Here is a 22,081-nt window from a genome sequence, read left to right as displayed (position 1 = left end):
CTTCGAAATTAACAGTTTATCTCTGTTTTTATCCAAAAATTCATTGGGAGAATCCGTCCAATCAGCAACCAAGTTATTTTAGTTGAGCTAATAGGTCAAGTATTAATTTAATTACATCGCTTTGAAAACATAAAAAAATTTATTTTCTTTAGTGAAATAGCCAATAAAGCTACTACAAATAATTGTCCTTAAACTTGCCATAATGAAAGTAACCCCATTGTCCCAAACGCCTTAATGCTGGCATAGGAAACGGTTTAAGTTGGGTTTGATATAAAGGTAGGTTTGGTAATGTTTCTCCAGCAACCATTTGTGCTAAACGTTTCCCTGCTTGCACTGAAAAAGACACGCCATTACCGCAATAACCGGCCGCATAAAATACATTACTTCGATCTTCGGCACTATTGATATGAGGAATATCATCCAAAGCCATACATATCCATCCAGCCCATGCATAATCGTATGTTAAGTCTGAAAGATCAGGGAAATTTTGTTTTAATACGCTAAGTAACCGATCGGCATAATAAGGATTTTCGGCGCCCTTGCCGGTAATAGCGCCTCTACCTCCAAATAAAATACGATTATCTGGTAGTTTACGGTAATAGTACTTTAATGCTCTGGTATCCATCACAACATTCGACGTTAAAAAATTACACTGTTCTAATTCAGCTTCAGTAAGCGCTCGAGTGACGATTATTTGTGATAGTACAGGCAGTGTTTTATTATTTATCGCTTGATGAAATCCTTTGGGTGTATAACCATTAGTCGCCAAGACCACTTTGTCCGCCGTTATCCTGGCTTTAGGAGTGATAAGTAATTCTTTACTTTGCTGTTGCTGCCACTCAATCACCGGTGAATGAGTGTGTATTTTGGCTCCCGCCTTCATCGCTAATTGTTGGTAACCCCACGCTAATTTAAGGGGGTTAATTCCATAGCCATCATGAAAGCGAATCGCACCATGAGCATTTTCATCACCAACATAATCTTGTTGCAACTGCTGTCTGGTTATCACATCAACATCATAGCCAAACATTCTCTGCAGTAAATCAGCTTGTTTTTGCAGTGCATTAAACATCGACGGTTTATGGGCAATCCTAATATAACCAGGAGTTTGACTTTCACAGTCTATCCCTTGTTCAATTAGTGCATTTACCGTATCCACGCCAGCACATGCTTCAGCATAAATACCACGCATGACCTCTTCTCCCCAATCTTTGACCATGGTGCCCCAAGGTTTACGACCAGTTGATTTGAGAATAAATCCGGCATTGCGACCACTGCAACCCCATGCAGTTTGGTTAGCTTCAAGTAACAATGGCTTTACCCCATGCTCTTTAGCCAAATGTAACGCACAACTTAATCCGGTATAACCGCCACCTATTATGACAACATCTGATTCTATATCACCTTCTAACTCCCCATCAGAAGCAGGTGCAGCGCCACTATTATTTGCCCAATAGCTGTTTGGGTAATCTTGATTTGTATCTATTTGGTTTTTGAGCAATGGATCGTACATAAATTGCATCTATGAAATAAAGTTATCCTAATGATGACAAAAACTCGGTATAATTCAAGAACTCAAATATATAGCTTCGAAAAATCTAGCTTCCTTTTTACAAAATTTAGATCATTAAGAATCATATGAACTCAATCAAGATTAACGCTACTGATATTGAATATAGAGCAATGACAGAAGGTGACTTTGCCAAAATTATTGCTCTGGGAAACTCTGTTCACGGTGATGGTTATTTAGATAATGAAAATATTGCTCAGTGGCATAAACGTGGACTTAAAGATGAATTAAATGCAAGTTTTGTTGCCTATTACAATGAGCAACTGATCGGCTTTCGAATTAGTTTTGCACCAGGTAAATTTAACTTAGATAAATGGTATTCACCGCAATTGTGGAAAACGACCGTAGATCATACCGCCTATTTTAAATGCAATACTGTTGATGCTGACTATAGAGGGCTTGGCATAGGTTCAAAGCTGCTAACACTTGCTAAAGAGGTGTTAATTAAGCAAGGGGGGCAAGCTGGTGTCAGTCATTTGTGGCGTCAAAGCCCAGGTAATAGTGCAGTAGGCTACTTTACTAAGTGTGGTGGTGAATTAATTAAAGACCACCCTGATAAGTGGTATGCTGATAGTGTTGCAGGGTATGAATGTACTCTTTGCGCCAGAGATTGTCATTGCGTGGCTGCTGAGATGATTATTTACTTTAACTAAACATCAAAAAGCATTAAAGCAATAACATTTGGCTGTCTGTTATTTGCCAGTCAATTTCAGTTTTATTTATTGAGTGCAAATATTCATTCGCTTTTGAGAAATGTTTACAACCGAAAAACCCACGATAGGCCGACAAAGGTGAAGGGTGAGCACTGGTTAAAACGCAATGTTTATCGGTATCGATAAATGCCCCTTTTTTCTGAGCATGAGACCCCCATAATAGAAAAACAACGCCTTGTTGGTGTCTGTTTATCAATTCAATAATCTTATCGGTATAAATTTCCCAGCCAAGCTTAGCATGTGAATGGGCATTGCCACGCTGCACCGTAAGCACAGTATTAAGCAGCAATACGCCTTGTTCTGCCCATGACTTTAAATATCCGTGCTTAGGGATTGTGAAACCATTGATATCTGTTGCAAGTTCTTTATATATGTTGACTAAAGAAGGTGGGGTCTTTATTCCTGGTTGTACTGAAAAAGCTAATCCATGAGCTTGTTCAGGACCGTGATAAGGATCCTGACCAAGAATAACAACTTTTATATTATCAAACTCAGTCAATTCCATTGCTTGATAGATATCTTTGTCCTGAGGAAAGACTTCAATTCCAGAAGCTCGCTCAGCAGCTATTTTATCGACCATGTCGATAAAATAGGGTTGCTGCTGTTCGTTGTTTAATAACGATTGCCAAGTTGCCATATTTTCCACTAAAGTACCGACTAAAGCGCCTACCAATTTAAGAAAGATTAGTAGGCTATTCTACAGGCTTTTATCGCTACTGTGCTAATAAAAAACGTCGCATTTGTTGGAAATCATTGTCGATATTTACCGATAATATTTTCTCTCCTGCGCAATCTGCAAGCTCTTTAGGTAAGCCTAATGGCTGACCTAGGACACTTTCTACCGTGTCTTTAAATTTAGCCGGATGAGCAGTACCAAGTACAACACCATATTCACTGTCATCTAGATTATACTTCAGTGCTTTATAAGCAACACTTGCATGCGGCTCACAAATATAACCTAAAGAATTTAAGTTGATCATTGCCATTTGCGTTTGCTCTTCATCAATTGCAACTGATGACAACGCATTTTCATCAACGATACCAGACCTAAGCATGTGCTCGACACGAGGCCAATTGTTCGGTTTAGATACGTCCATTGCATTACTCATCGTCGCAACAGTATCATGTGGTTCCCACTCTCCCGTTTGCAAATAACGTGGCACAGTATCGTTTACGTTTGTCGCTGCGATAAATCGTTTGATCGGTAAACCAATCGCTTTAGCTAGCAAGCCTGCGGTTAAGTTACCAAAATTGCCACTTGGAATAGAGAAAACTAAATCGTCGATTTTACCTCGTTGACGGAATAATTGCGCCGCAGCTTCAAAGTAGTAACTAATTTGAGCAAGTAATCGAGAAATATTGATGGAATTGGCGGAGTTTAATCCAATAGCCTTGGCTAATTCGTGATCATCAAACGCTTTCTTAACTAATGCCTGACAATCATCAAAGCTGCCTTCAACAGCAAGCGTTGAGATATTATCACCAAGCGTAGTGAACATCTTTTCTTGCAATAAACTAATTTTGCCTTTTGGATATAGAATCACTACATTAATGTTTTCAAGACCATAAAACGCGTGAGCTACTGCCGCACCAGTATCACCAGATGTCGCCGTTAAAATAGTAATTTTGTCGTCATTATTTTTACTAAACTGTTGCAGACATTGCGCCATAAAACGAGCACCAAAATCTTTGAATGCTAATGTTGGGCCATGGAATAATTCTAACACCGACTTATTCTCATCAATTGCCTGGGTCAATGCCGGAAAGTTAAATGCATTAGTGATAATTTGACGAAATTCAGCTTCGCTCAAGTCATCTTCAACGAATGGATACAGTACATGCATACTACGCTCAACTAATGGCATTGCTAACAATTGCTCAATATTTTTATGCTGCGGCAATTCTTTTGGAAAAAACAAACCTTGATCTTTTCCTAACCCCTGACGCACAGCTTGGCTAAAGCTTACTTCTTGTTCAGGGTGTTTTAAATTATAAAATTTCATCTGTAGCCCCTTTGGCTTGTTCTTTTGTTCTAGATTAAATTACTCTGGCACCAGCGGTGTCAGTTTTACAAATATGGATAAACCCAGTATTTGATTGCAAATAATTTTGTTGTAAATACTGTGAAAGTTGTTGTGCCTTTTGCAAATCATCACAGGCAACAAATAATGTTGGGCCAGAACCCGATATGCCTGCCGCTTTCGCGCCATTTGCTAACACATAATTTTTATTTTCTTTAAATTTCGGTAATAAATTACAGCGATAAGGCTCAGCGACGATATCGACAATAGACTGCATCGCACTATCACAATCTTGGCGGTGACAAGCATCAATAAAACTTGCCAAATTTTGGCCAAATTCGATTAACTGACCGCGACTATAGTTTTCAGGCAAAGCTTCTCGAGCCGCCTTAGTCGACATTTCAATGCCTGGATACGCCATAACCCAATACAACTCATCGAAGCTAGGCAAAGTGCGTGATATTACCTTTGCATCGCTGCTCATTAACTGTAAGCCACCAATAAAACATGGGGCAACATTATCATAATGCAAGCTACCGCTGATTTTGGCTTCCATTGCTCCCATCATAAACAACAACTCTTGCTGATTGAATGGCTGTTGATAAAACTCGTTAAGTGCCACAAGCGCAGCAACGATTGAACATGCTGATGAACCTAAGCCACTTCCTACAGGCATATTCTTGTTCAGGGTCATCGACACAGCGCTAACGGCGATAGATTTATCAGCAAGTTGCTGCTCAAATAACTGTAGCGCATGCCAAACAATATTATCTTCTTTGTTTGGTGGTAAAACATCTTTAAAAGAACCGATGCAGTTTAAATCTGATATGCCATTTTCTGCCACATCAATCTCAACCGTATCACCAAGTAATTCACCACTAATCGGCGTAACCGCCATACCTAAAACATCAAAACCAACACTAACGTTGCCGATTGATGCAGGCGCAAATACTTTTACCATTAGATATCCTGTTTCCATGCTTGTGTACGTAATACATCTGAAAATACACCTGCCGCTGTTACTTCAGCGCCAGCACCATAACCTCTTAACACTAATGGGATCGGTTGATAATAATGACTCAATATCGAAAGCGCATTCTCACCATCTTTAATCGCAAATAATGGGTGGCTACTATCAACTGCTTCAATTGATACTTGGCATTCACCTTGATTAATAGACCCAACGTAGCGTAATACTTTCCCTTGTTCTTTCGCACTTGCTACTTTGTCAGCAAATTCTTGGTCAAGTGACTTAAGATTAGCCATAAAGTCTTCGATACTGCCACTATCATCGAAGCTTTCTGGCAGCACTGATTGAACTTTAATGTTGTGTAATTCCAGCGCTAACCCGGCTTCACGTGCCATAATTAAAAGTTTACGAGCAACGTCCATACCACTTAAATCATCACGAGGATCAGGTTCAGTAAAACCGTTTGTCTTTGCAATTGCTGTGGCTTCAGACAATGACATACCTTCATCAAGCTTACCAAAAATATACGATAAAGAGCCAGATAAAACGCCTTCAAATTGCTGCAGTTCATCACCCGCTTTAAATAGATTTTGCAAAGTATCAATAACCGGTAAACCAGCCCCAACATTGGTTTCATATAAAAATAGACGATTGGTTTTCTTCGCATTTTCGCGAAGCTTTAAATAGTACGCCCATGAATCAGTATTGGCCTTTTTATTTGGCGTAACGACATGAATACCTTCTTCTAGATAATCTGCGTATTGCATCGCTAAATCTTCATCAGACGTACAGTCGACAAGCACAGGATTGATCAGGTGGTTTGCTCGAACAAAGCCTTTAACTGAATCAACTGAAAGTGCGCTAGCATCAGTACCGATTTGCTCACGCCAATCAGCCAAATTAATACCTTGGTCATTAAAACTGATACCTTTACTATTTGCGATACCATAAACACGTAAATCTAAACCTTGGCTTTGTAACTTACTTTGTACTCGTGCAATTTGTTCAAGTAAAGCGCTACCAACAACACCACAACCGACAACAAAAGCGTCTATGGTTTGGCGTTTAGAGAAGAAGTTCTGATGACAAACTTTCAATGCGTCTGTACATTTTCTTTGCTCAATTACTACTGAGATACTGCGCTCTGACGAATCCTGCGCAATTGCTATCACATTCACTCTTGCTTGCGCTAATGAGCTAAACAGCTTGCCAGCCATACCGCGCTGATGATGCATTCCATCACCGACTAAGGACACGATAGAAAGGTGCGATTGCAGTTCAATTGGCTCTAACAATTGATTTAATAATTCTAATTCAAACTCTAATTGCAGTGCCTGCTGGGCACGATATGCATCTTGTGAATGAATACAAAAGCTGATGCTATACTCTGATGAAGATTGACTAATCAAAACTAGCGATATATTTTCTTTACTCATGCACGCAAAAACACGCGCTGCCATGCCAACCATCCCTTTCATACCTGGACCAGATACATTGATCATGGTTAATTCATCAAGGTTAGATATAGCTTTAACTTTCTTTTCACCTTTGTTTTCACTTGAAATCAAGGTGCCCTTCGCGCTTGGGTTAGTGGTATTTTTGATTAAGCATGGGATATGATATTGAGCGATTGGACCAATCGTTTTAGGGTGTAATACTTTGGCACCAAAATACGATAACTCCATTGCTTCTTGGTAAGATAAATGATCGAGTAATTTAGCATCGCTTATTAAACGCGGATCGGCATTAAATACACCATCGACGTCAGTCCAAATTTCACAACATTCCGCATTCATGCAAACAGACAATACGGCAGCAGAATAATCGGAACCGTTACGACCTAATGTTGTCACTTGTCCAGAAGGCGCTGAACCGATAAAGCCAGGCATCACCGCAATACGTTTTAAGTCACTGTATTTGTCGACAAACAATTGTCGAGATAGCACAAGATCTGCAACTGCATCTAACGGTGACTCGTTAGTTTTTAGAAATTGTTCTGGATCGATTACTGATACGCCGTGCTGCTGTTGTGACAACAACCCTTCTAATATAGCAACGCTGATACGCTCGCCTACACTAATAACACAGGCTCGGATATGCTTTGGACAGTATTTAAGCATTGCAGCGCCAAGTAACCAACGTTGCAATTGATTGCTCCAACGCATTAATGCCTGATCTGCATGTTGGCGGTCAAAGGCTGGATATAATGACTCAACGCCATCAAAGATATTGCTCACTGCTTTTTTTAAGTGTTCAATGCCCTGCTCTAGTTCCGCTTCTTCAGGCAAGGTTTCTGTAAGAGTAACCAAATGGTTGGTAATACCTTGTGGTGCTGACACTACAACTGCAACTGCCGACTCTTTGCTCTTGTCAGTAATGATTTTGCTCACCGCTAAGAACCTTTCTGCATTCGCTAACGACGAACCACCAAATTTTAGTACTCTCATATTACTTCCTTTAAGTTTTCTTACAATTCCAAGAGATATCTCTTGGCGATATAAAATTATTGCTACTGTAATTGTAGGATTTAGAGCTTAAATATTTATTAAATTGCAATATATCACTTACACCGTTAACAAATTTAAAGCTCTAAAAAGCAAAAAACCCGTGAGGATTAAGTCACGGGTTTCTAATGTTCATTTTAATTAATAATGCACTAGATCGTGACCTCCACTCGCGTACGAATGGTGGTGGTAATTAAGGTGATAATAGTGCTCTTAAATAATTTCATGCCTTATATATGCCTAACTTCAGCTCGCGAGTCAACAAAAAAATAACAAAACAGTGAAAAAAAACCAAAGAATAGTTATTCACTATAAATAAATAGTTAGTTATTCAAAAATTAACCTACCAAGTTAAGAAATCTTGATGAGATTTGAGCCACGCTTTGTATAGCTTATAGTCGGGACAATTTTGTTCGACTAACTGCCAAAATAAACTTGAATGATTCATATGGATGGTGTGGCATAATTCGTGCACAATGACATAATCGATTACGTCTTCTTTTGCCATGACTAGTAGTGAATTTAAGTTTATCTGTTTTTTACTATTACAGCTTCCCCAACGTGTTTTATAGTGCCGCACTTTTAATTTAGTACTGGTTAAACCGGTCTTGGCTTCCATCAGTGTTAAACGAGTTTTGAGGATTTTCTCTGCCTGTTGCTGATACCAAATTTTCAACGCCTGTTGAATATAATCGCTGTTATGGTCTCCAGCAATATCTACTATGATATTTTCTGCATCGATAGACACTGAATAAAGACCATCATCAGCAATATTAGTTGTTCTAACCAGCAACTGATAAGGTTTACCCAAATAGTAAAAAGCATCACCGCTTTGGTATTGTTTCTCGAGTTTATTTTCAAGGTAATTTAATTGTTCATTTACCTTCGATAATAACCAAGATGCTTTTTTCGAAATTAATTGATCAATATATTCGATAGTGACGTGCATAGGCGCTAAAACCCGAACTTTACCTGCCTTAACTTGCAAACTAATCGTTTTACGTTTTCGGCTTCTTGTTAATTGGTATTCGGGTAATGACATTAACTGCAACTTCTGAAATGTTTACGTCTTATTCTAAGCGTTTCTCGATTTTCTCAAAAAGAGATTTGTTTATGCTTTTTTCGTTGCCGCTTTGGCGACTGGCTCTTCTTTAGAAGACTCTGGTTTATCGGCTTTTTCTACTTTGGCTACTTTTGGTTTTTTCGCACCAAGCGCTATCAACACATCTTCTCTATTTTTCGCAATATATACACTTAACTCTTCAACTAGCGACTCAGTTAATTCGATTGAAGATTGTTCAAATAATACGGACAGATTATCTGCCATATCGAGCATTTTGTCATACTCATCCGCAGCTTTCTTATCCATAAATGTTTCAACCTCCACCCCATTGCGAATTACTACAAAACGACTTTCAACTGCCATTGTTATCCCTTATTTATTTCTCTGTTACCCACACTAATTAACGTTATTGGAGCAGCTATATTCGCTCCATTTCTGCTACCATCAGTGGCTAAATGACTTACTTAGCTCATAAGTATTTAAGTTTAAGCTCTTAAGTTTAGCTATTAACTTTTAACCTTTTACTTTTAACCTTTGTTGAAGGCGTTTAAAAACTCTCGACTAAGTATTCCTAGTTAATCTAACAAACACAAATCTAAAAAGCAAAGTTATCTGTATAAATATACAGTAAACCATTTCATTTTGAATTATGTAAACTTTCGCAACAATGAAACCGGCATAATTTTCAGCAAATAGCGAACTAATGCCCAAGGCCAAAACGGCACAAATGCCGTCGCTTTTTTCTTTTCAATGGCTTTGATTATTGCTCGACAACCAGTTTCAGCATCAACGATAAAAGGAGGTACGTTTACCTTATCGGTAATTTCAGTATCAATATAACCAGGATGTATGCAGGTAACATCTATAGGCTTATTCAATACATCGATTCGGATCCCTTCCGTTAATGAAGCGATCGCCGCTTTAGTTGCAGCATATACATTCATTGAACCTTTAAATCCACGTTGCGAGCTAACCGATGAAATGGTGATGAGGTGACCATGATTTTGTGCTCTAAATATTTCTAACGCCGCTTCACACTGCGCCAATGCTGCAACGAAATTGGTTTGTGCTGTTTCCCTGTTCGCTTCAAAGAAGCCTTTACCTAACGATGCTCCTTTGCCAATACCAGCATTCACAATCACTTTATCTAAGGTAGAAAATTTTGTCTTGGCGTCTGCAAATACGGCAAAAACCTGATCGTGGTCATTTACATCCAAAGCATAAATTTCGACTTTGAGTTGAGAATGCACAGTCAGTATTTCTTGTTTTAATTGTTCAAGTTGTGAAACTCGTCTTGCACACAAGATCAAATCATAACCTTTATCTGCAAATTGTTTCGCCATGGTTAAGCCCAACCCTGAGCTTGCCCCAGTTATTAGAATATTTTGTCTTGGCACGTTTAAACCTAGCATATGAGTTGTCAGCATAATCTATAACATGCTGAACTATTTAGCTAAGCATTTGTTTAAGTATTTGTTTAAGTATTTGTTTAAGTATTTATTTAGGCATTTTTATAAATTTTGAATCCTTCTGTTATCTAAGCCTCTGAAAATTAAGTAACATTTAATTCACTAAATTGTAAAAATATAGCCATTTCCATCTTCGCTACAGCCCTTACAGTTATTAGCTATGAGTAAATTTTGCTCATTCAGAAAAAAATTCTCATTTTTTGTTTGACGTCAGCGAAAAATTTTCCTATTTTTCAATTATTGAGGTATGCGCAACCCTGAAAGAATGATGAGTTGTATAAATTGAGGAAGTACTTATGTCTCCAGACCAGTTAATTGACGATGGTTTCGGTGAAAGTTTCGATGAAGACGAAACCCTTAATACTGAAACTAAAGAAACAAGTAATGCTAAAACACGCAAACGCATTGATGAATTACTTGAAAAAAAACGATTAAAGGAATTGCTTGATGAAGATGAATGGGAATTATAATCTCACGTTTCTTTTTTCAGTTTTGCAATCGTTATAAACAGCACAAGGAAAAGTTAGCTTTTCCTTGTCAAACATATAGTATCTCCTACTAAGTTATACCCTATTTGAGCTAACTCTTTTGCTTAATTACGAGTACAATATCAACTTTAATATCACTAAAGAACTCCACTATGGCTGATTTCTTAGAACAAGCACAATTACTAATTAACAATAAAGTATTCGTCTCTATATTTATTGTGATATTTTTGCATCAACTTAGTCATCTCATAGTGCGTTTAATCAAACGTAATCACGATTTTTTAAATGAGACTCACCGCACTTGGATTTCTCGCACTAAAAATATATCGGTGATGATAATTCTTGTCTCTCTATTTAGTATTTGGTGGACTGAACTCGAGAATTTTGCTTTATCTATAGCAGCGGTCGCGGTAGCGATCGTTATCGCGTCAAAAGAACTAATCTTATGTATCAGCGGTTCAATACTCAGAGCAACGTCGAATGCATTCATTATTGGTGATTGGGTGCGCGTTGGTGACAATTACGGAGAAGTCATCGAACACAACGCATTATCGACTAGCTTACAAGAAGTCGACTTTGCTAATAATACTTACAATTACACAGGAAAAACCGTCACCATTCCAAATAGTCAATTCTTAACACTTACCGTTAAGAATATGAATTTTATGAAACGCTACGTTTATCATACGTTTAGTATAACCACAGACAATCAAGTCAACGTGTTTGATGCTCGAGATTTTATTTTCAGCAAAATGAATGAGTACACCAAAGAGTTTGTTGAGGTTGGTCGTCGCTATAACAATGTGATTGAAAAGCGCCTTGGTGTTGATTTGCCAGGTGAAGAACCATACATTCGCATTACTACCACAGATCTTGGCCATTTGAACTTTACCATTATTCTATTCTGCCCTACTGAACAGGCTGTTTCGTTAGAGCAACGGATCACCCAAAACTTTATGGATTTCTATTTTAAGCAAATTCAACAAATGACTTCCTAATGTGTTTAAAGTCAGATTAAAAATCAGATCAAAGAATTAGCTAGTCAATATTTTTATCGTTTGTCGCTGTACAATAATCGTACAAAACACAGGTGATAATTAATTTGAAATCTACTATTTTTTAATTTTTAGTTTTAGTTTTAGGAAAATTTAATAATTATTTATCTATTTTAGTCAATTCAAACAACCAATCGACATTCATAAAAATAGACTCATTTAGAATAGTTATTTATAAATGATTCAACTATTTTTTTGTACATTTTTTCAACAAAAATAAAAACCTTATATATAACAAGGTGTTTGCATATTAGTTGTCTAAAAGTACTATTTCAACTCCATGAATAAAAAGTAAAAGCCAATATATTCAATAGTTTACAAAAAGTTATATATTAGAACTTTTAGTTCTAGAATAGGCACTAAACATTTTTATTTTTATCCCTACACTGAAATGGTTACAAATTTCCGTTAACAAAATTTTAACAAAAAAAATAAACGGAACTAAAAATAAAAATTATAATTATTTGGGAGTAAATCCAGTGAAGAGAAATTATTATACTAAGTCACTGATAGCTTTATCAGTAGTAACAACATTTGCAGCCACAGCTGCCGACGACCGTTACATCATTCAAGTTGATAATTCGAAAAAAGGTGTGGTTAAGGCACTAACTAAACAACTTGGCGGTAATGTACAGCTAGATAGCGATGGTTTCATCGCAGCAACATTTAGCGGTAAAGATTTAGCAACAGTAAAAGGCTTGCTAAACAATCCACACATAAAATTAGTTGAAGCCGATCAACGTCGTAAATTAATGTCAGAATTTTCGGACGATGCCGGCAACCCAATGACCCAGCAATTAACGCCTTATGCTGTTTACCAATCAAAAGCAAACCAAGTGCCTTTCGATAGTAATGCAGGTATGAAAGTGTGTGTGATAGATTCTGGTTTAGATCGTTCTAATAACGATTTCAATTGGGGCGCAATAACCGGTGACAATGATTCAGGTACTGGCAATTGGGACGTAAACGGTGGACCACATGGTACGCATGTTGCCGGAACCGTGGGTGCTGCAGATAACAATGTTGGTGTTGTCGGTATGGCACCGGGTGTTGATATGCACATTATCAAAGTATTCAACAGTGACGGTTGGGGCTATTCTTCCGATCTTGCCCACGCAGCAAACTTATGTAGTGCGGCAGGTGCAAACATTATTTCAATGAGTCTTGGTGGCGGTGGCGCTAATAGCACTGAATCGAATGCTTTTGAAAGTTTCACAGCCAATGGCGGTCTAGTTGTCGCTGCGGCAGGTAACGATGGTAACAGTGTTCGTTCTTACCCGGCAGGTTACGAGTCAGTAATGATGATTGGTGCTAACGATGCCGATAACAACATTGCCGATTTCTCTCAATTTCCAGGGTGTACAACAGGCCGTGGTAAGAAAGCAACGACCAATGAAAATATATGTGTCGAAGTAACAGCTGGTGGTGTAGATACTTTATCAACATACCCTGCAGGAACGGCGACTAGCGCCTCAATGAGCGCAGATAGCACTGCATTTGCAGCGTCTGCTATGGAAAACGCAGGTCAAGCAAACGGTAGTACGTATTATATGGGTACTGCAGAAGCAATCGATGGCGGCGCTAACGGCACGGTTTGTGTAATAGATCGCGGTAATATCTCATTCCACGATAAAGTGAAAAACTGTGAAGATTCAGGTGGTATTGGTGCAATTATCATTAATAACGAACCTGGCATGTTATATGCGACGTTAGGTGATACAAATACGACCTCTATTCCAGCAGTTGGTGCTGCACAAGAAGATGGCGCTGCGATAAAAGCTGCATCGATGGCTAATATTTCTATTGGTCTTAGCGATTATGGTTACATGAGTGGTACATCTATGGCGACACCAGGTGTATCTGGTATGGCTGCATTAGTCTGGTCTAATCATACCGAATGTTCTGGTACAGAAATTCGCCAAGCGTTAAAAGCAACAGCAATGGACAGTGGTGTAAATGGCAAAGATGTATACTTTGGTTACGGTATCGTTGATGCTAAAGCTGCTCATGATTACCTAACTGCAAATGGCTGTGACGGTGGAACTACTCCTCCAGATCCAGATCCAGAGCCAGAGCCGGAACCATGTAAAGGCAACGGTCCTCGTTGTCGTTAATTTGGGATTGTAATTACCTATAACTGCAAAAGCCGACATTTTGAAGTGACCCCCAATAGTTGGACTATCCAATTACTGGGGGTCTTTTTATGTCCAAGCATAAAAGAATATTTAAAATAGAAACGGCCATCAAGGCTGAAGAAACAAGCTCAATTGAACTAAGCCGAAAGATTGGTGTTAGCTGTCGACAAATTAGGTACTGGGGAGCAGTTTATCGTATCCATGGAAGCAACGCCTTTCAACATCCTGGCCTCCCATATTCCAAACAATTTAAACTTCATGTCATTAAAACAATGGCAGAAGAAAACTGGTCATTAAGCTATACAAGCGCCTATTTCGATTTATCTTCATCAGGAATATTATCAGCGTGGTTAAAACGTTATAATCAGTCAGGCTCTGATAATTTAACACCAAAAAAGATAGGTAGACCAAAGATGGCTAAAACTCCAAACTCTCACAGAGGTAAATCTCCTGAAAGCATGTCTGAAGAAGAAATGAAGGAAGAGTTAGAGTACCTCAGAGCTGAGAATGCTGTATTAAAAAAGTTAGAAGCCTTAGCTCAAGAAAAAAGAAAGCGAACCAAGAAAAAACGATAGTGGTTCAAGAGCTTAAGGCAAAGTATAAACTCGTACATTTATTGGAAGCTACTGGTCTAGCCCGCAGTGTCTATTACTATCAATGTAAAGCCCTGCGTAAGCCAGATAACTACGCGGACGTGAAGGTATTAATTAAGAGCCTGTTCCATGAACACAAGGGACGGTATGGTTATCGAAGAGTTGCCAGTGCGCTACGTAGCGCTGGAACCTTGATTAACCATAAGGCAGTGCAGCGCTTGATGGTTGAATTAAACCTTAAATCAAAAGTCAGACCAAAGCGCTACAAGTCATATCGAGGTGAAGTCGGTACAACAGCACCTAACTTATTGGAGCGAAACTTCAAGGTAAGCAAACCTAACCATAAGTGGGTAACTGATGTGACGGAATTCAAAGTCAAAGGACAAAAAGTGTACTTGTCGCCAATTCTTGATTTGTTTAATCAAGAGGTTATCAGCTATGAAGTAAGGAAATCGGCACACCTTCCACTGGTGACAGACATGATAAACAATGCATTAAAAACGTTAAAGGATCATGAAAAGCCAGTGATTCATTCAGACCAAGGCTGGCAATATCGAATGAAAACGACGCAAAACATAATAAGAAAAGCAGGGTTAAAACAAAGTATGTCGAGAAAAGGTAACTGCTTAGATAATGCTGTAGCAGAAAATTTCTTTGGAATTCTGAAAACAGAAATGTATCATCGTGAGGAGTTCAAAGATGCGGACGAGTTAATCGACTGCATCAAAGAATATATTCATTACTACAACAACAAACGCATTAAGTTGAAATTAAAAGGCTTGAGTCCGATAGAGTATCGAAATCAAGCCTTATTAGCCGCTTAATAAAGTGTCCAACTTTCTGGGGTCACTTCAATTTGTCGGCTTTTTATTATCTTTGCTTTTAAATATCACTTTTATTATTTACTAATATAAGGTCCAATTTAACCAACTACTCTCTAGCTTATGGCATAAGAAGGTGTTTTTGTTTTTTCACCAATTGTTTCAAATAACCCCATAAAAGCTCTACTCGTTTAACACGTTTATTATCTGGGTAAGCCATCAAATAAAACTCCCTTACGACATTGATATCACCTTCAAATAAAGCTTGAAGTTGATCGTCTTGGTCGGCCATGAAACATGGCAAAATAGCTAAGCCTAAATTGTTCTTTACCGCCAAATACTGGGCAATAACACTGCTTGATTTTATCTGAGGATTAACCTGTGGCAGAAAATCAGACAAGTAAGAAAGCTGCGGTGCAAAGTCGATTGAATCGACATAACCTATCCATTTATGCAGTTCAAGTTGCTCGATATCGCGGACAGGGTTGTTGGCCAAATAATCACGACTTGCATAAAGCTTCAAGCGATAATCACATAGTTTGGTAACCACCAAGGATGTTTGCCGTGGCTTACCGACCGTTATCGCTATATCAGCTTCATGACGAGATAACTTTACAACTCTTGGTAACGGTAGCACGTCAATATTGATATCAGGATGTTGCTGTTGAAAACTGCCAAGATTAGGTACCACGAAATAATTACCAAATGCCTCAGTGGTACCGAGACGTACCAAACCACTTTCATCAAGATCTAAACCTTGCAATGATGCAACACAACCTTGCAATGATTGTTCCATTTGCTGTGCAGATAGTAACAACCGCTGACCTTCATCGGTTAAAGAGTGACCATCAACACTGCGTTCAAACAAACGCACAGCCAAACTTTTTTCCAATTGATGGATACGTCTAGATACAGTCGAAGCATCTATATTTAGTGTTCTAGAAGCAGTTGAAAGCCTTTGCGTTTTTGCTACTTCGAGAAATATTTTTAAGTCATCCCAGTTCATAAAGTCTAGTGTAGCAAACTTAACTTTACAGGTCTTGCATATTTGCAAGACTACGTTGCACCCTTGGTTATAGCGCCTATAACGATAAACCACTATACTGACCGCAATAAATTACCCGCCCAACTATATGGGTGCAATTCAGTGAGAGATTATTCTTATGGCTATTCGTGAAATTCCATTATTAATCAATGGTGAAAAAGTTCGTTCTAAATCAGAAAATTGGTTAGATGTATTAAACCCGGCAACACAAGAAGTTGTTGCTCGTGTGCCAATGGCAACGGAAGAAGAAGTTGAGTATGCAATAAGCAATGCTGCAGAAGCATTTAAAAGCTGGAGATTAGTTTCAGTTACTAAGCGTATGCGCATCATGCTTAAGTTCCAACAGCTATTGCAAGACAACACTGAAGAATTAGCGCGCTTAATCACACTTGAACATGGTAAGACATTGCCAGACGCTGAAGGTGAAGTTGGTCGTGCATTGGAAGCGGTAGAAAATGCCTGTGGCGTTGCTCGTTTGCAAATGGGTGAAATGTCAAACAATGCAGCAACAGGCGTTGACGTATACACAATGAATCAACCACTAGGTGTTGGTGCTGGTATTACAGCGTTTAATTTCCCTGTGATGCTGCCATCATTTATGTTCCCAGCGGCAATCGTATGTGGTAATTCATTTGTTTTAAAACCATCTGAACAAGATCCTTCATCGTCTATGTTAATGGCTGAACTTGCTTTAGAGGCGGGTGTTCCAGCAGGTGTTCTTAACGTTGTTCACGGTGGCCCAGACGTTGTTAATCGTTTATGTTCTCACGATGACATCAAAGCTGTTTCTTTCATTGGTTCAACTAACGTTGGTACTCATGTATACAACTTAGCAAGTCAACATGGCAAACGTGCGCAATCAATGATGGGCGCTAAAAACCACATGGTTATCATGCCTGATGCAAACAAAGATCGCGCAATTAACGATTTATTAGGTTCTGCTTTCGGTGCTGCTGGTCAACGTTGTATGGCTAACCCAGTGACTATCTTAGTTGGCGAAGCTCGTAATTGGATACCTGAAATTGCAGAACGTGCAAAAGGTATGGTTGTTGATACGGGTACTAACCGTGCAGCAGATCTTGGACCAGTAGTTTCTCCACAAGCAAAAGCTCGTATTTTAAAACTGCTTGATTCAGGTGTTGAGCAAGGCGCAAATTTACTTGTTGATGGCCGAGATTGTGTGGTTCCTGGTTATGAAAAAGGTAACTTTGTTGGTCCAACAATGTTCTCTGGCGTAACTACAGATATGGATATTTACACACAAGAAATCTTTGGGCCTGCATTATGTGTGCTTGAAGCTGAAACTCTTGACGAAGCAATCGCAATTATCAATGCTAACGAAAACGGTAACGGTACTTCAATCTTTACTTCTTCAGGCTATGTTGCCCGCAAGTTTGAAAACGAAATCGATGTAGGTCAAATTGGTATCAATGTTCCAATTCCAGTACCAGTAGCGTACTTCTCTTTCACTGGTTCTCGTGCTTCTAAACTGGGTGATTTAGGTCCTAACGGAAAGCAAGTAGCGCAATTTTGGACACAAACAAAATCGGTTACTGCACGTTGGTTTGAACCTGATCATATTGAAGGTACAAAAGTACACACGACGATTAGCCTATAGTTTAAATTACTATATTAGTTAAAAATACAAAGGCCAATGTAGAATTACATTGGCCTTTTTCGTAAGTGAGCCGCACCTTAAGTAAGAAAACTTAAAATGAGGACACTTTAGATAGGAGATTACTTTTTAATAATAAATGTTACCAGTTAATAGGTTGTTTGTTGTGCCACCTCCTCTGTAGGTTTCGTTAATTTCATTACCACTTTACGGGCAAAGTAGTTCACTTCTGACTCTTCAGTATCATCTTCTGCCACTAATTCACCAACAGCATTAGTAACAATTCTATGTTCTTCTACACCAGCGGTTAATAGGTGCTGTTTGACTGATTCGACACGTTGCTCGGCAAGTTTTTTATTCAACTCTTCATCGCCTTGTTTATCGGTATAACCCGATAAATCAATGGTTAACTCGGATGAACGATTGAGCACCTTAGCAATCGCTGTGATTTGTTGCTTATAATGTGGTTCTAAGGTGCTTGAACCCGTTCTAAACATTAAGCTGATAAGCAGATTTTCAAGCTCTGCACGTTCACTATTTTCATAACTGGCGGCAATATTCACTAATTCTTTTTGATGCTGAATTTCTAAATTTTTAATTTTGTGCTTGAAGCTACGTTCATCATTTTCAAGGTGAGTTTGTTGTTGCGCTATTTGTTGTTCAAGCGCATTGATTTCTTTCTCTGCGACAAAATGTTTACCGACAAAATCGCCAGCAACACCAACAATGATTGCTCCTGGAGGACCGCCAAAAATACCGCCTAAAATAGCGCCAATGCTTACACCCCATTTTTCTTCTTCTGGCATATCATTTATTTGAGAAATGATATCTTGATCTTGGGCAGTATTCTCTTTCTCTGCAGCTTGAACCGTGACGCTATTAACCATTAATACTGATGCGATTGTTAGTGCTGTTATAGTCTTTTTCATAGTGTTACCTTTTACGTTGATTAAATCTTATTGTTAAAATGGGTTGCCCCGTTTGCTTGATTTAAATTAAAACGTAAAACTTTGCCCTTTTACGGGTTCGAAAATGAACTATCAACCTGCAATTATGACCAATTATGATAATTGCTCTGGTTTTCACCACAATCGAAATAAATCAGGTATATTGATCATCAATAGTTGACCTAGTTAAGAAGAAAAAATTCAATGATGAAACGAATCGCAATAGTTGAAGATGACCAGGCTATCCGTGAAAATTACGCAGAAGCACTGCGTAAACAAGGGTTTGTAGTCGAAACCTATGACACTAAAGAAAGTGCGTTAAAGGCATTTGAAATCACGCTACCGCATTTGGCAATATTAGATATCGGCTTGAATGAAGATTATGACGGTGGCTTCGAAATTTGCAAAATGTTAAGAGATAAATCACCTTTACTGCCGATAATATTTTTAACGGCACGCGATTCCGATGCCGATATTATTAGTGGCTTGCGACTCGGTGCTAATGACTATGTGAGCAAGACCATGAGCTTTGCCAACTTAAGTGCTCGAATTCACGCGATATTAAATTACTTGAAGGTGCTTGATAAACCCATTGAAGAAGATCAAATAGAACGTTCAGGGTTAGTGATTAACAAAGACCGATTATCCGTTTATTGGAATGATGAACTGGTAAATACCACAATCACAGAGTTTTGGATGATTCACTCGTTGGCAATTAATCCAGGTCATGTAAAAAGCAAAGAACAATTGATGAGTGACGCTAATATATATGTTGATGATAATACTGTCACTGCCCATATAAAACGCATTCGTAAGAAGTTTATCGCCATTGATGCAGAGTTTAATTGTATTGATACCGTATATGGTATGGGTTATCGCTGGCTTAGCGAATAATAGGAAGTTAGTTTGCGCTCTAGAATTACCACTAAATTTATCTTATTCGCCAGTTTATTGGTCGCTATTCCGTTCATCGGCCGTCTCTATATTGATGATATGGCGACACAGCTTAACCAAGGTCAACAGACTAATTTAATGAATAATGCCAAAGCAGTGGCAACCGCGCTGAATGGTCGTGAAAATTTATTTAATAAGTACGCAAGCTTTCAAAGTTACTTGGTTAAAGGAAAAGATTTTTTTCCTAAAGAGATTGATAACACCATACAAATGGATGGTTTAGACACTGAATGGCAAAAAATTCGAACTAATAAAAACACTTACTATTATGATTTTGAAGATCAAATAACCAATAGACCAAAACTTTTGGTCGACGAAGTCAGTGTGAGTTATAAAACCTATATTGCCCGCAACCAAGATTATCTTTATTTATTTTTTACCGTTGTAGACGACGAGGTAGTTTTTAGGGGTAAAAATAAAAGATCATTTGTCGAAAATGATCACATCAATTTTTCGACCTTAAGTGATGACAACAAATTACAACGTTACGTTTTTTCGACTTATGGTGATGGTTGGGATAATCCGTATAAATTTCCTACCGACAAAGATGCGAGGCAAACAGCAGAGCCAGAGAAACGAATCGGCAGTCGTTGGCGCCTAACAGAACAGGGCTACAATGTAGAAATACGAATTCCAAACGAGCTGGTAAATGACAAAATTGGCTTTAGTATTGTCGATATTGATTCTCGCTCAAATCAACGAATTCCTGTTGTTATTGGCAGTGCAAATACCCGCAATGTCGATACCTTAGGTACCCTTACCGTTCCTTCTCCTGAAATTGAAATCATTATTAATGCAATGGCACGCACCAATACAGATATCAGAATTGTCGATCGATTTGATCGAGTGTTAAATAAACGAGAGCAAATCCAAGAAATCGATAACGTTCAGCCGATTAACCTTAATGACAACAGCACTGGATGGCGGGAAAATTTGCGCTTAGCGTTAAGTAATATTATTTATCATTATTTCCTCAGCACGCCATCAAAAGATTTCCAACTGAAAAAGTTTGAAGATCGAATCGAAGAGAAACAACATATAAAAAATGTTCTATCAACAGGCAATGAACAGCTCCACAGTTGGACTACGGCGGATGGCAAAGCCAAAATGATCTCTGCAGCTTATCCAATAATGTCAGATGGAAAGGTGCAAGGTGTTGTCGTTATCGAAGAAAATGACCATGCCATTCGTACTCAAATCAATCAGTTATTAGAAGGGATGATTATCGCCGGCTTGCTGTTAACACTATCAATTATTGGCTTAGTATTTTATGCCTTTAGAGTATCCGCACGTATTCGCAAGCTGAGCGGACAAGTGGATAAACTAACAGATGGTAAAGGCCGAATTAAAGGCCGTTTAGCAAGCAGTAAAGTTAACGATGAAATTGGCGCATTAAGCCGCAGTTTCACCGATATATTCACCCAATTAGGACAATACAATGACTACTTACAAAATATGTCGTCTCGATTGTCACATGAGCTAAAAACCCCTGTGGCAGTAGTAAAGTCTTCGTTAGAGCATTTAGCACAAAGCCCGAATGATAAACAAAATACTGTGTATATCGAGCGTGCCCAAATAGGCATAAACCGATTAAACTCAATGCTGATGGCAATGAGCGAAGCGACCAACCTTGAACAATCTTTACAGTCAACTGATCACGAAATATTTGATCTCGCCAAAGTAGTTGAAGGATGCAGTAATAGTTATAAACAAATATTTGCAGAGCAATCATTTGAGGTAAATATTGTACGTCAGCCGATAATGATCGATGGCAGCGATGAGCATATCGCTCAGCTGTTCGATAAAGTCATTAATAACGCGGTTGAATTTAGTGGTAATGAGCAACCTATTTCAATCACCTTAGATAGTGATAAAAATAACGCGGTATTGGCGATTAGCAATAGCGGCCCGCTATTGCCGGATGACATGAGCGACAACATATTTGAAGCGATGATATCAGTAAGACCTGAGGCGCAAAAACAGCAACCGCATTTAGGCATTGGTTTGTATATCAGTAGGCTGATTGCCAAGCATCATAATGGCACCATTAAAGCGTCAAATTTAACTGATAAAAACGGCGTTATGATCACATTGACATTACCACTAGCGAGCTAATAT

The 22,081-nt window shown here is 38.5% G+C and carries 19 protein-coding genes; 9 read left to right on the top strand and 10 right to left on the bottom strand.

Translation table 11 applies throughout. The features are described 5' to 3' along the window. Window positions 1–172: 172 nt before the first annotated feature. Window positions 173–1,513: an NAD(P)/FAD-dependent oxidoreductase gene (locus tag LT090_RS03635; RefSeq protein WP_068546169.1), complete on the bottom strand. Its 1,341-nt coding sequence runs from the start codon at window positions 1,511–1,513 to the stop codon at window positions 173–175. A gap of 125 nt (window positions 1,514–1,638) precedes the next feature. Between LT090_RS03635 and LT090_RS03630 the strand changes: the two genes are divergently transcribed. After that, the gene (locus LT090_RS03630; RefSeq protein WP_193408717.1) at window positions 1,639–2,223 is read left to right on the top strand and encodes a GNAT family N-acetyltransferase; all 585 of its coding nucleotides are present in this window, start codon (window positions 1,639–1,641) and stop codon (window positions 2,221–2,223) included. A gap of 13 nt (window positions 2,224–2,236) precedes the next feature. Here LT090_RS03630 and ung read toward each other — a convergent pair whose 3' ends face one another. From ung to LT090_RS03595, 7 genes are all read right to left on the bottom strand, one after another. After that, window positions 2,237–2,920, bottom strand: a complete 684-nt coding sequence (gene ung, locus LT090_RS03625) for a uracil-DNA glycosylase (protein WP_068546147.1) — start codon at window positions 2,918–2,920, stop codon at window positions 2,237–2,239. A 76-nt stretch (window positions 2,921–2,996) separates the two neighbouring features. After that, window positions 2,997–4,286: a threonine synthase gene (thrC, locus tag LT090_RS03620; protein ID WP_068546148.1), complete on the bottom strand. Its 1,290-nt coding sequence runs from the start codon at window positions 4,284–4,286 to the stop codon at window positions 2,997–2,999. 34 nt (window positions 4,287–4,320) lie between these two features. Then, window positions 4,321–5,265, bottom strand: coding sequence for a homoserine kinase (gene thrB, locus LT090_RS03615; RefSeq protein ID WP_162272304.1), 945 nt, complete (start codon window positions 5,263–5,265; stop codon window positions 4,321–4,323). Next, on the bottom strand, window positions 5,265–7,721 hold the full coding sequence (thrA, locus tag LT090_RS03610; RefSeq protein ID WP_068546150.1) for a bifunctional aspartate kinase/homoserine dehydrogenase I: 2,457 nt from the start codon (window positions 7,719–7,721) through the stop codon (window positions 5,265–5,267). Before thrA ends, thrB begins: the two co-directional genes overlap by 1 nt. A 400-nt stretch (window positions 7,722–8,121) precedes the next feature. Further along, window positions 8,122–8,820 (bottom strand): M48 family metallopeptidase, encoded by a 699-nt coding sequence (locus LT090_RS03605; protein WP_068546151.1) that lies wholly within the window; start codon window positions 8,818–8,820, stop codon window positions 8,122–8,124. A 69-nt stretch (window positions 8,821–8,889) separates the two neighbouring features. Next, entirely contained in the window at window positions 8,890–9,204 is a 315-nt protein-coding gene (locus LT090_RS03600; RefSeq protein WP_068546152.1) for a YebG family protein, read from the bottom strand. 284 nt (window positions 9,205–9,488) lie between these two features. Continuing rightward, window positions 9,489–10,268 carry an SDR family oxidoreductase gene (locus LT090_RS03595; protein ID WP_226996518.1) on the bottom strand — a complete coding sequence of 260 codons (780 nt, stop codon included), beginning with the start codon at window positions 10,266–10,268 and terminating at the stop codon, window positions 9,489–9,491. A 338-nt stretch (window positions 10,269–10,606) separates the two neighbouring features. Here LT090_RS03595 and LT090_RS16975 point away from each other — a divergent pair, with 338 nt between their 5' ends. From LT090_RS16975 to LT090_RS03575, 5 genes are all read left to right on the top strand, one after another. Next, window positions 10,607–10,780 carry a PA3496 family putative envelope integrity protein gene (locus LT090_RS16975; protein WP_157726617.1) on the top strand — a complete coding sequence of 58 codons (174 nt, stop codon included), beginning with the start codon at window positions 10,607–10,609 and terminating at the stop codon, window positions 10,778–10,780. Window positions 10,781–10,950: 170 nt separating this feature from the next. Next, window positions 10,951–11,796 carry a mechanosensitive ion channel family protein gene (locus tag LT090_RS03590; RefSeq protein ID WP_068546153.1) on the top strand — a complete coding sequence of 282 codons (846 nt, stop codon included), beginning with the start codon at window positions 10,951–10,953 and terminating at the stop codon, window positions 11,794–11,796. A 536-nt stretch (window positions 11,797–12,332) separates the two neighbouring features. Then, window positions 12,333–13,967, top strand: a complete 1,635-nt coding sequence (locus LT090_RS03585) for a S8 family serine peptidase (RefSeq protein ID WP_082897139.1) — start codon at window positions 12,333–12,335, stop codon at window positions 13,965–13,967. A gap of 89 nt (window positions 13,968–14,056) precedes the next feature. After that, window positions 14,057–14,563 carry a helix-turn-helix domain-containing protein gene (locus LT090_RS03580; protein WP_068547899.1) on the top strand — a complete coding sequence of 169 codons (507 nt, stop codon included), beginning with the start codon at window positions 14,057–14,059 and terminating at the stop codon, window positions 14,561–14,563. After that, a complete protein-coding gene (locus LT090_RS03575) occupies window positions 14,563–15,405 on the top strand; it encodes an IS3 family transposase (RefSeq protein WP_082897286.1) in 843 nt (280 codons plus the stop codon). Before LT090_RS03580 ends, LT090_RS03575 begins: the two co-directional genes overlap by 1 nt. A gap of 118 nt (window positions 15,406–15,523) precedes the next feature. Here LT090_RS03575 and LT090_RS03570 read toward each other — a convergent pair whose 3' ends face one another. After that, a complete protein-coding gene (locus LT090_RS03570; RefSeq protein WP_157726581.1) occupies window positions 15,524–16,456 on the bottom strand; it encodes a LysR family transcriptional regulator in 933 nt (310 codons plus the stop codon). A 115-nt stretch (window positions 16,457–16,571) separates the two neighbouring features. On the opposite strand from LT090_RS03570, the gene LT090_RS03565 reads away from it, so the two are divergent. Next, window positions 16,572–18,065: a CoA-acylating methylmalonate-semialdehyde dehydrogenase gene (locus tag LT090_RS03565; protein ID WP_232461467.1), complete on the top strand. Its 1,494-nt coding sequence runs from the start codon at window positions 16,572–16,574 to the stop codon at window positions 18,063–18,065. Window positions 18,066–18,211: 146 nt separating this feature from the next. Here the strand turns inward: LT090_RS03565 and pdsO are convergent, their stop codons facing one another. Further along, the gene (pdsO, locus tag LT090_RS03560) at window positions 18,212–18,991 is read right to left on the bottom strand and encodes a sortase-associated OmpA-like protein PdsO (RefSeq protein WP_068544593.1); all 780 of its coding nucleotides are present in this window, start codon (window positions 18,989–18,991) and stop codon (window positions 18,212–18,214) included. Window positions 18,992–19,216: 225 nt separating this feature from the next. Here pdsO and pdsR point away from each other — a divergent pair, with 225 nt between their 5' ends. Both pdsR and pdsS read left to right on the top strand, forming a co-directional pair. Further along, window positions 19,217–19,903: a proteobacterial dedicated sortase system response regulator gene (gene pdsR, locus LT090_RS03555; RefSeq protein WP_068545026.1), complete on the top strand. Its 687-nt coding sequence runs from the start codon at window positions 19,217–19,219 to the stop codon at window positions 19,901–19,903. Window positions 19,904–19,915: 12 nt separating this feature from the next. Beyond that, window positions 19,916–22,078, top strand: coding sequence for a proteobacterial dedicated sortase system histidine kinase (gene pdsS, locus LT090_RS03550; protein WP_068544595.1), 2,163 nt, complete (start codon window positions 19,916–19,918; stop codon window positions 22,076–22,078). Window positions 22,079–22,081: the final 3 nt, after the last annotated feature.

Origin of the sequence: Thalassotalea crassostreae (genome assembly GCF_001831495.1) — a bacterium.
GTDB lineage: Bacteria > Pseudomonadota > Gammaproteobacteria > Enterobacterales > Alteromonadaceae > Thalassotalea_A > Thalassotalea_A crassostreae.
This window is presented reverse-complemented; position numbering and strand designations above follow the sequence as displayed.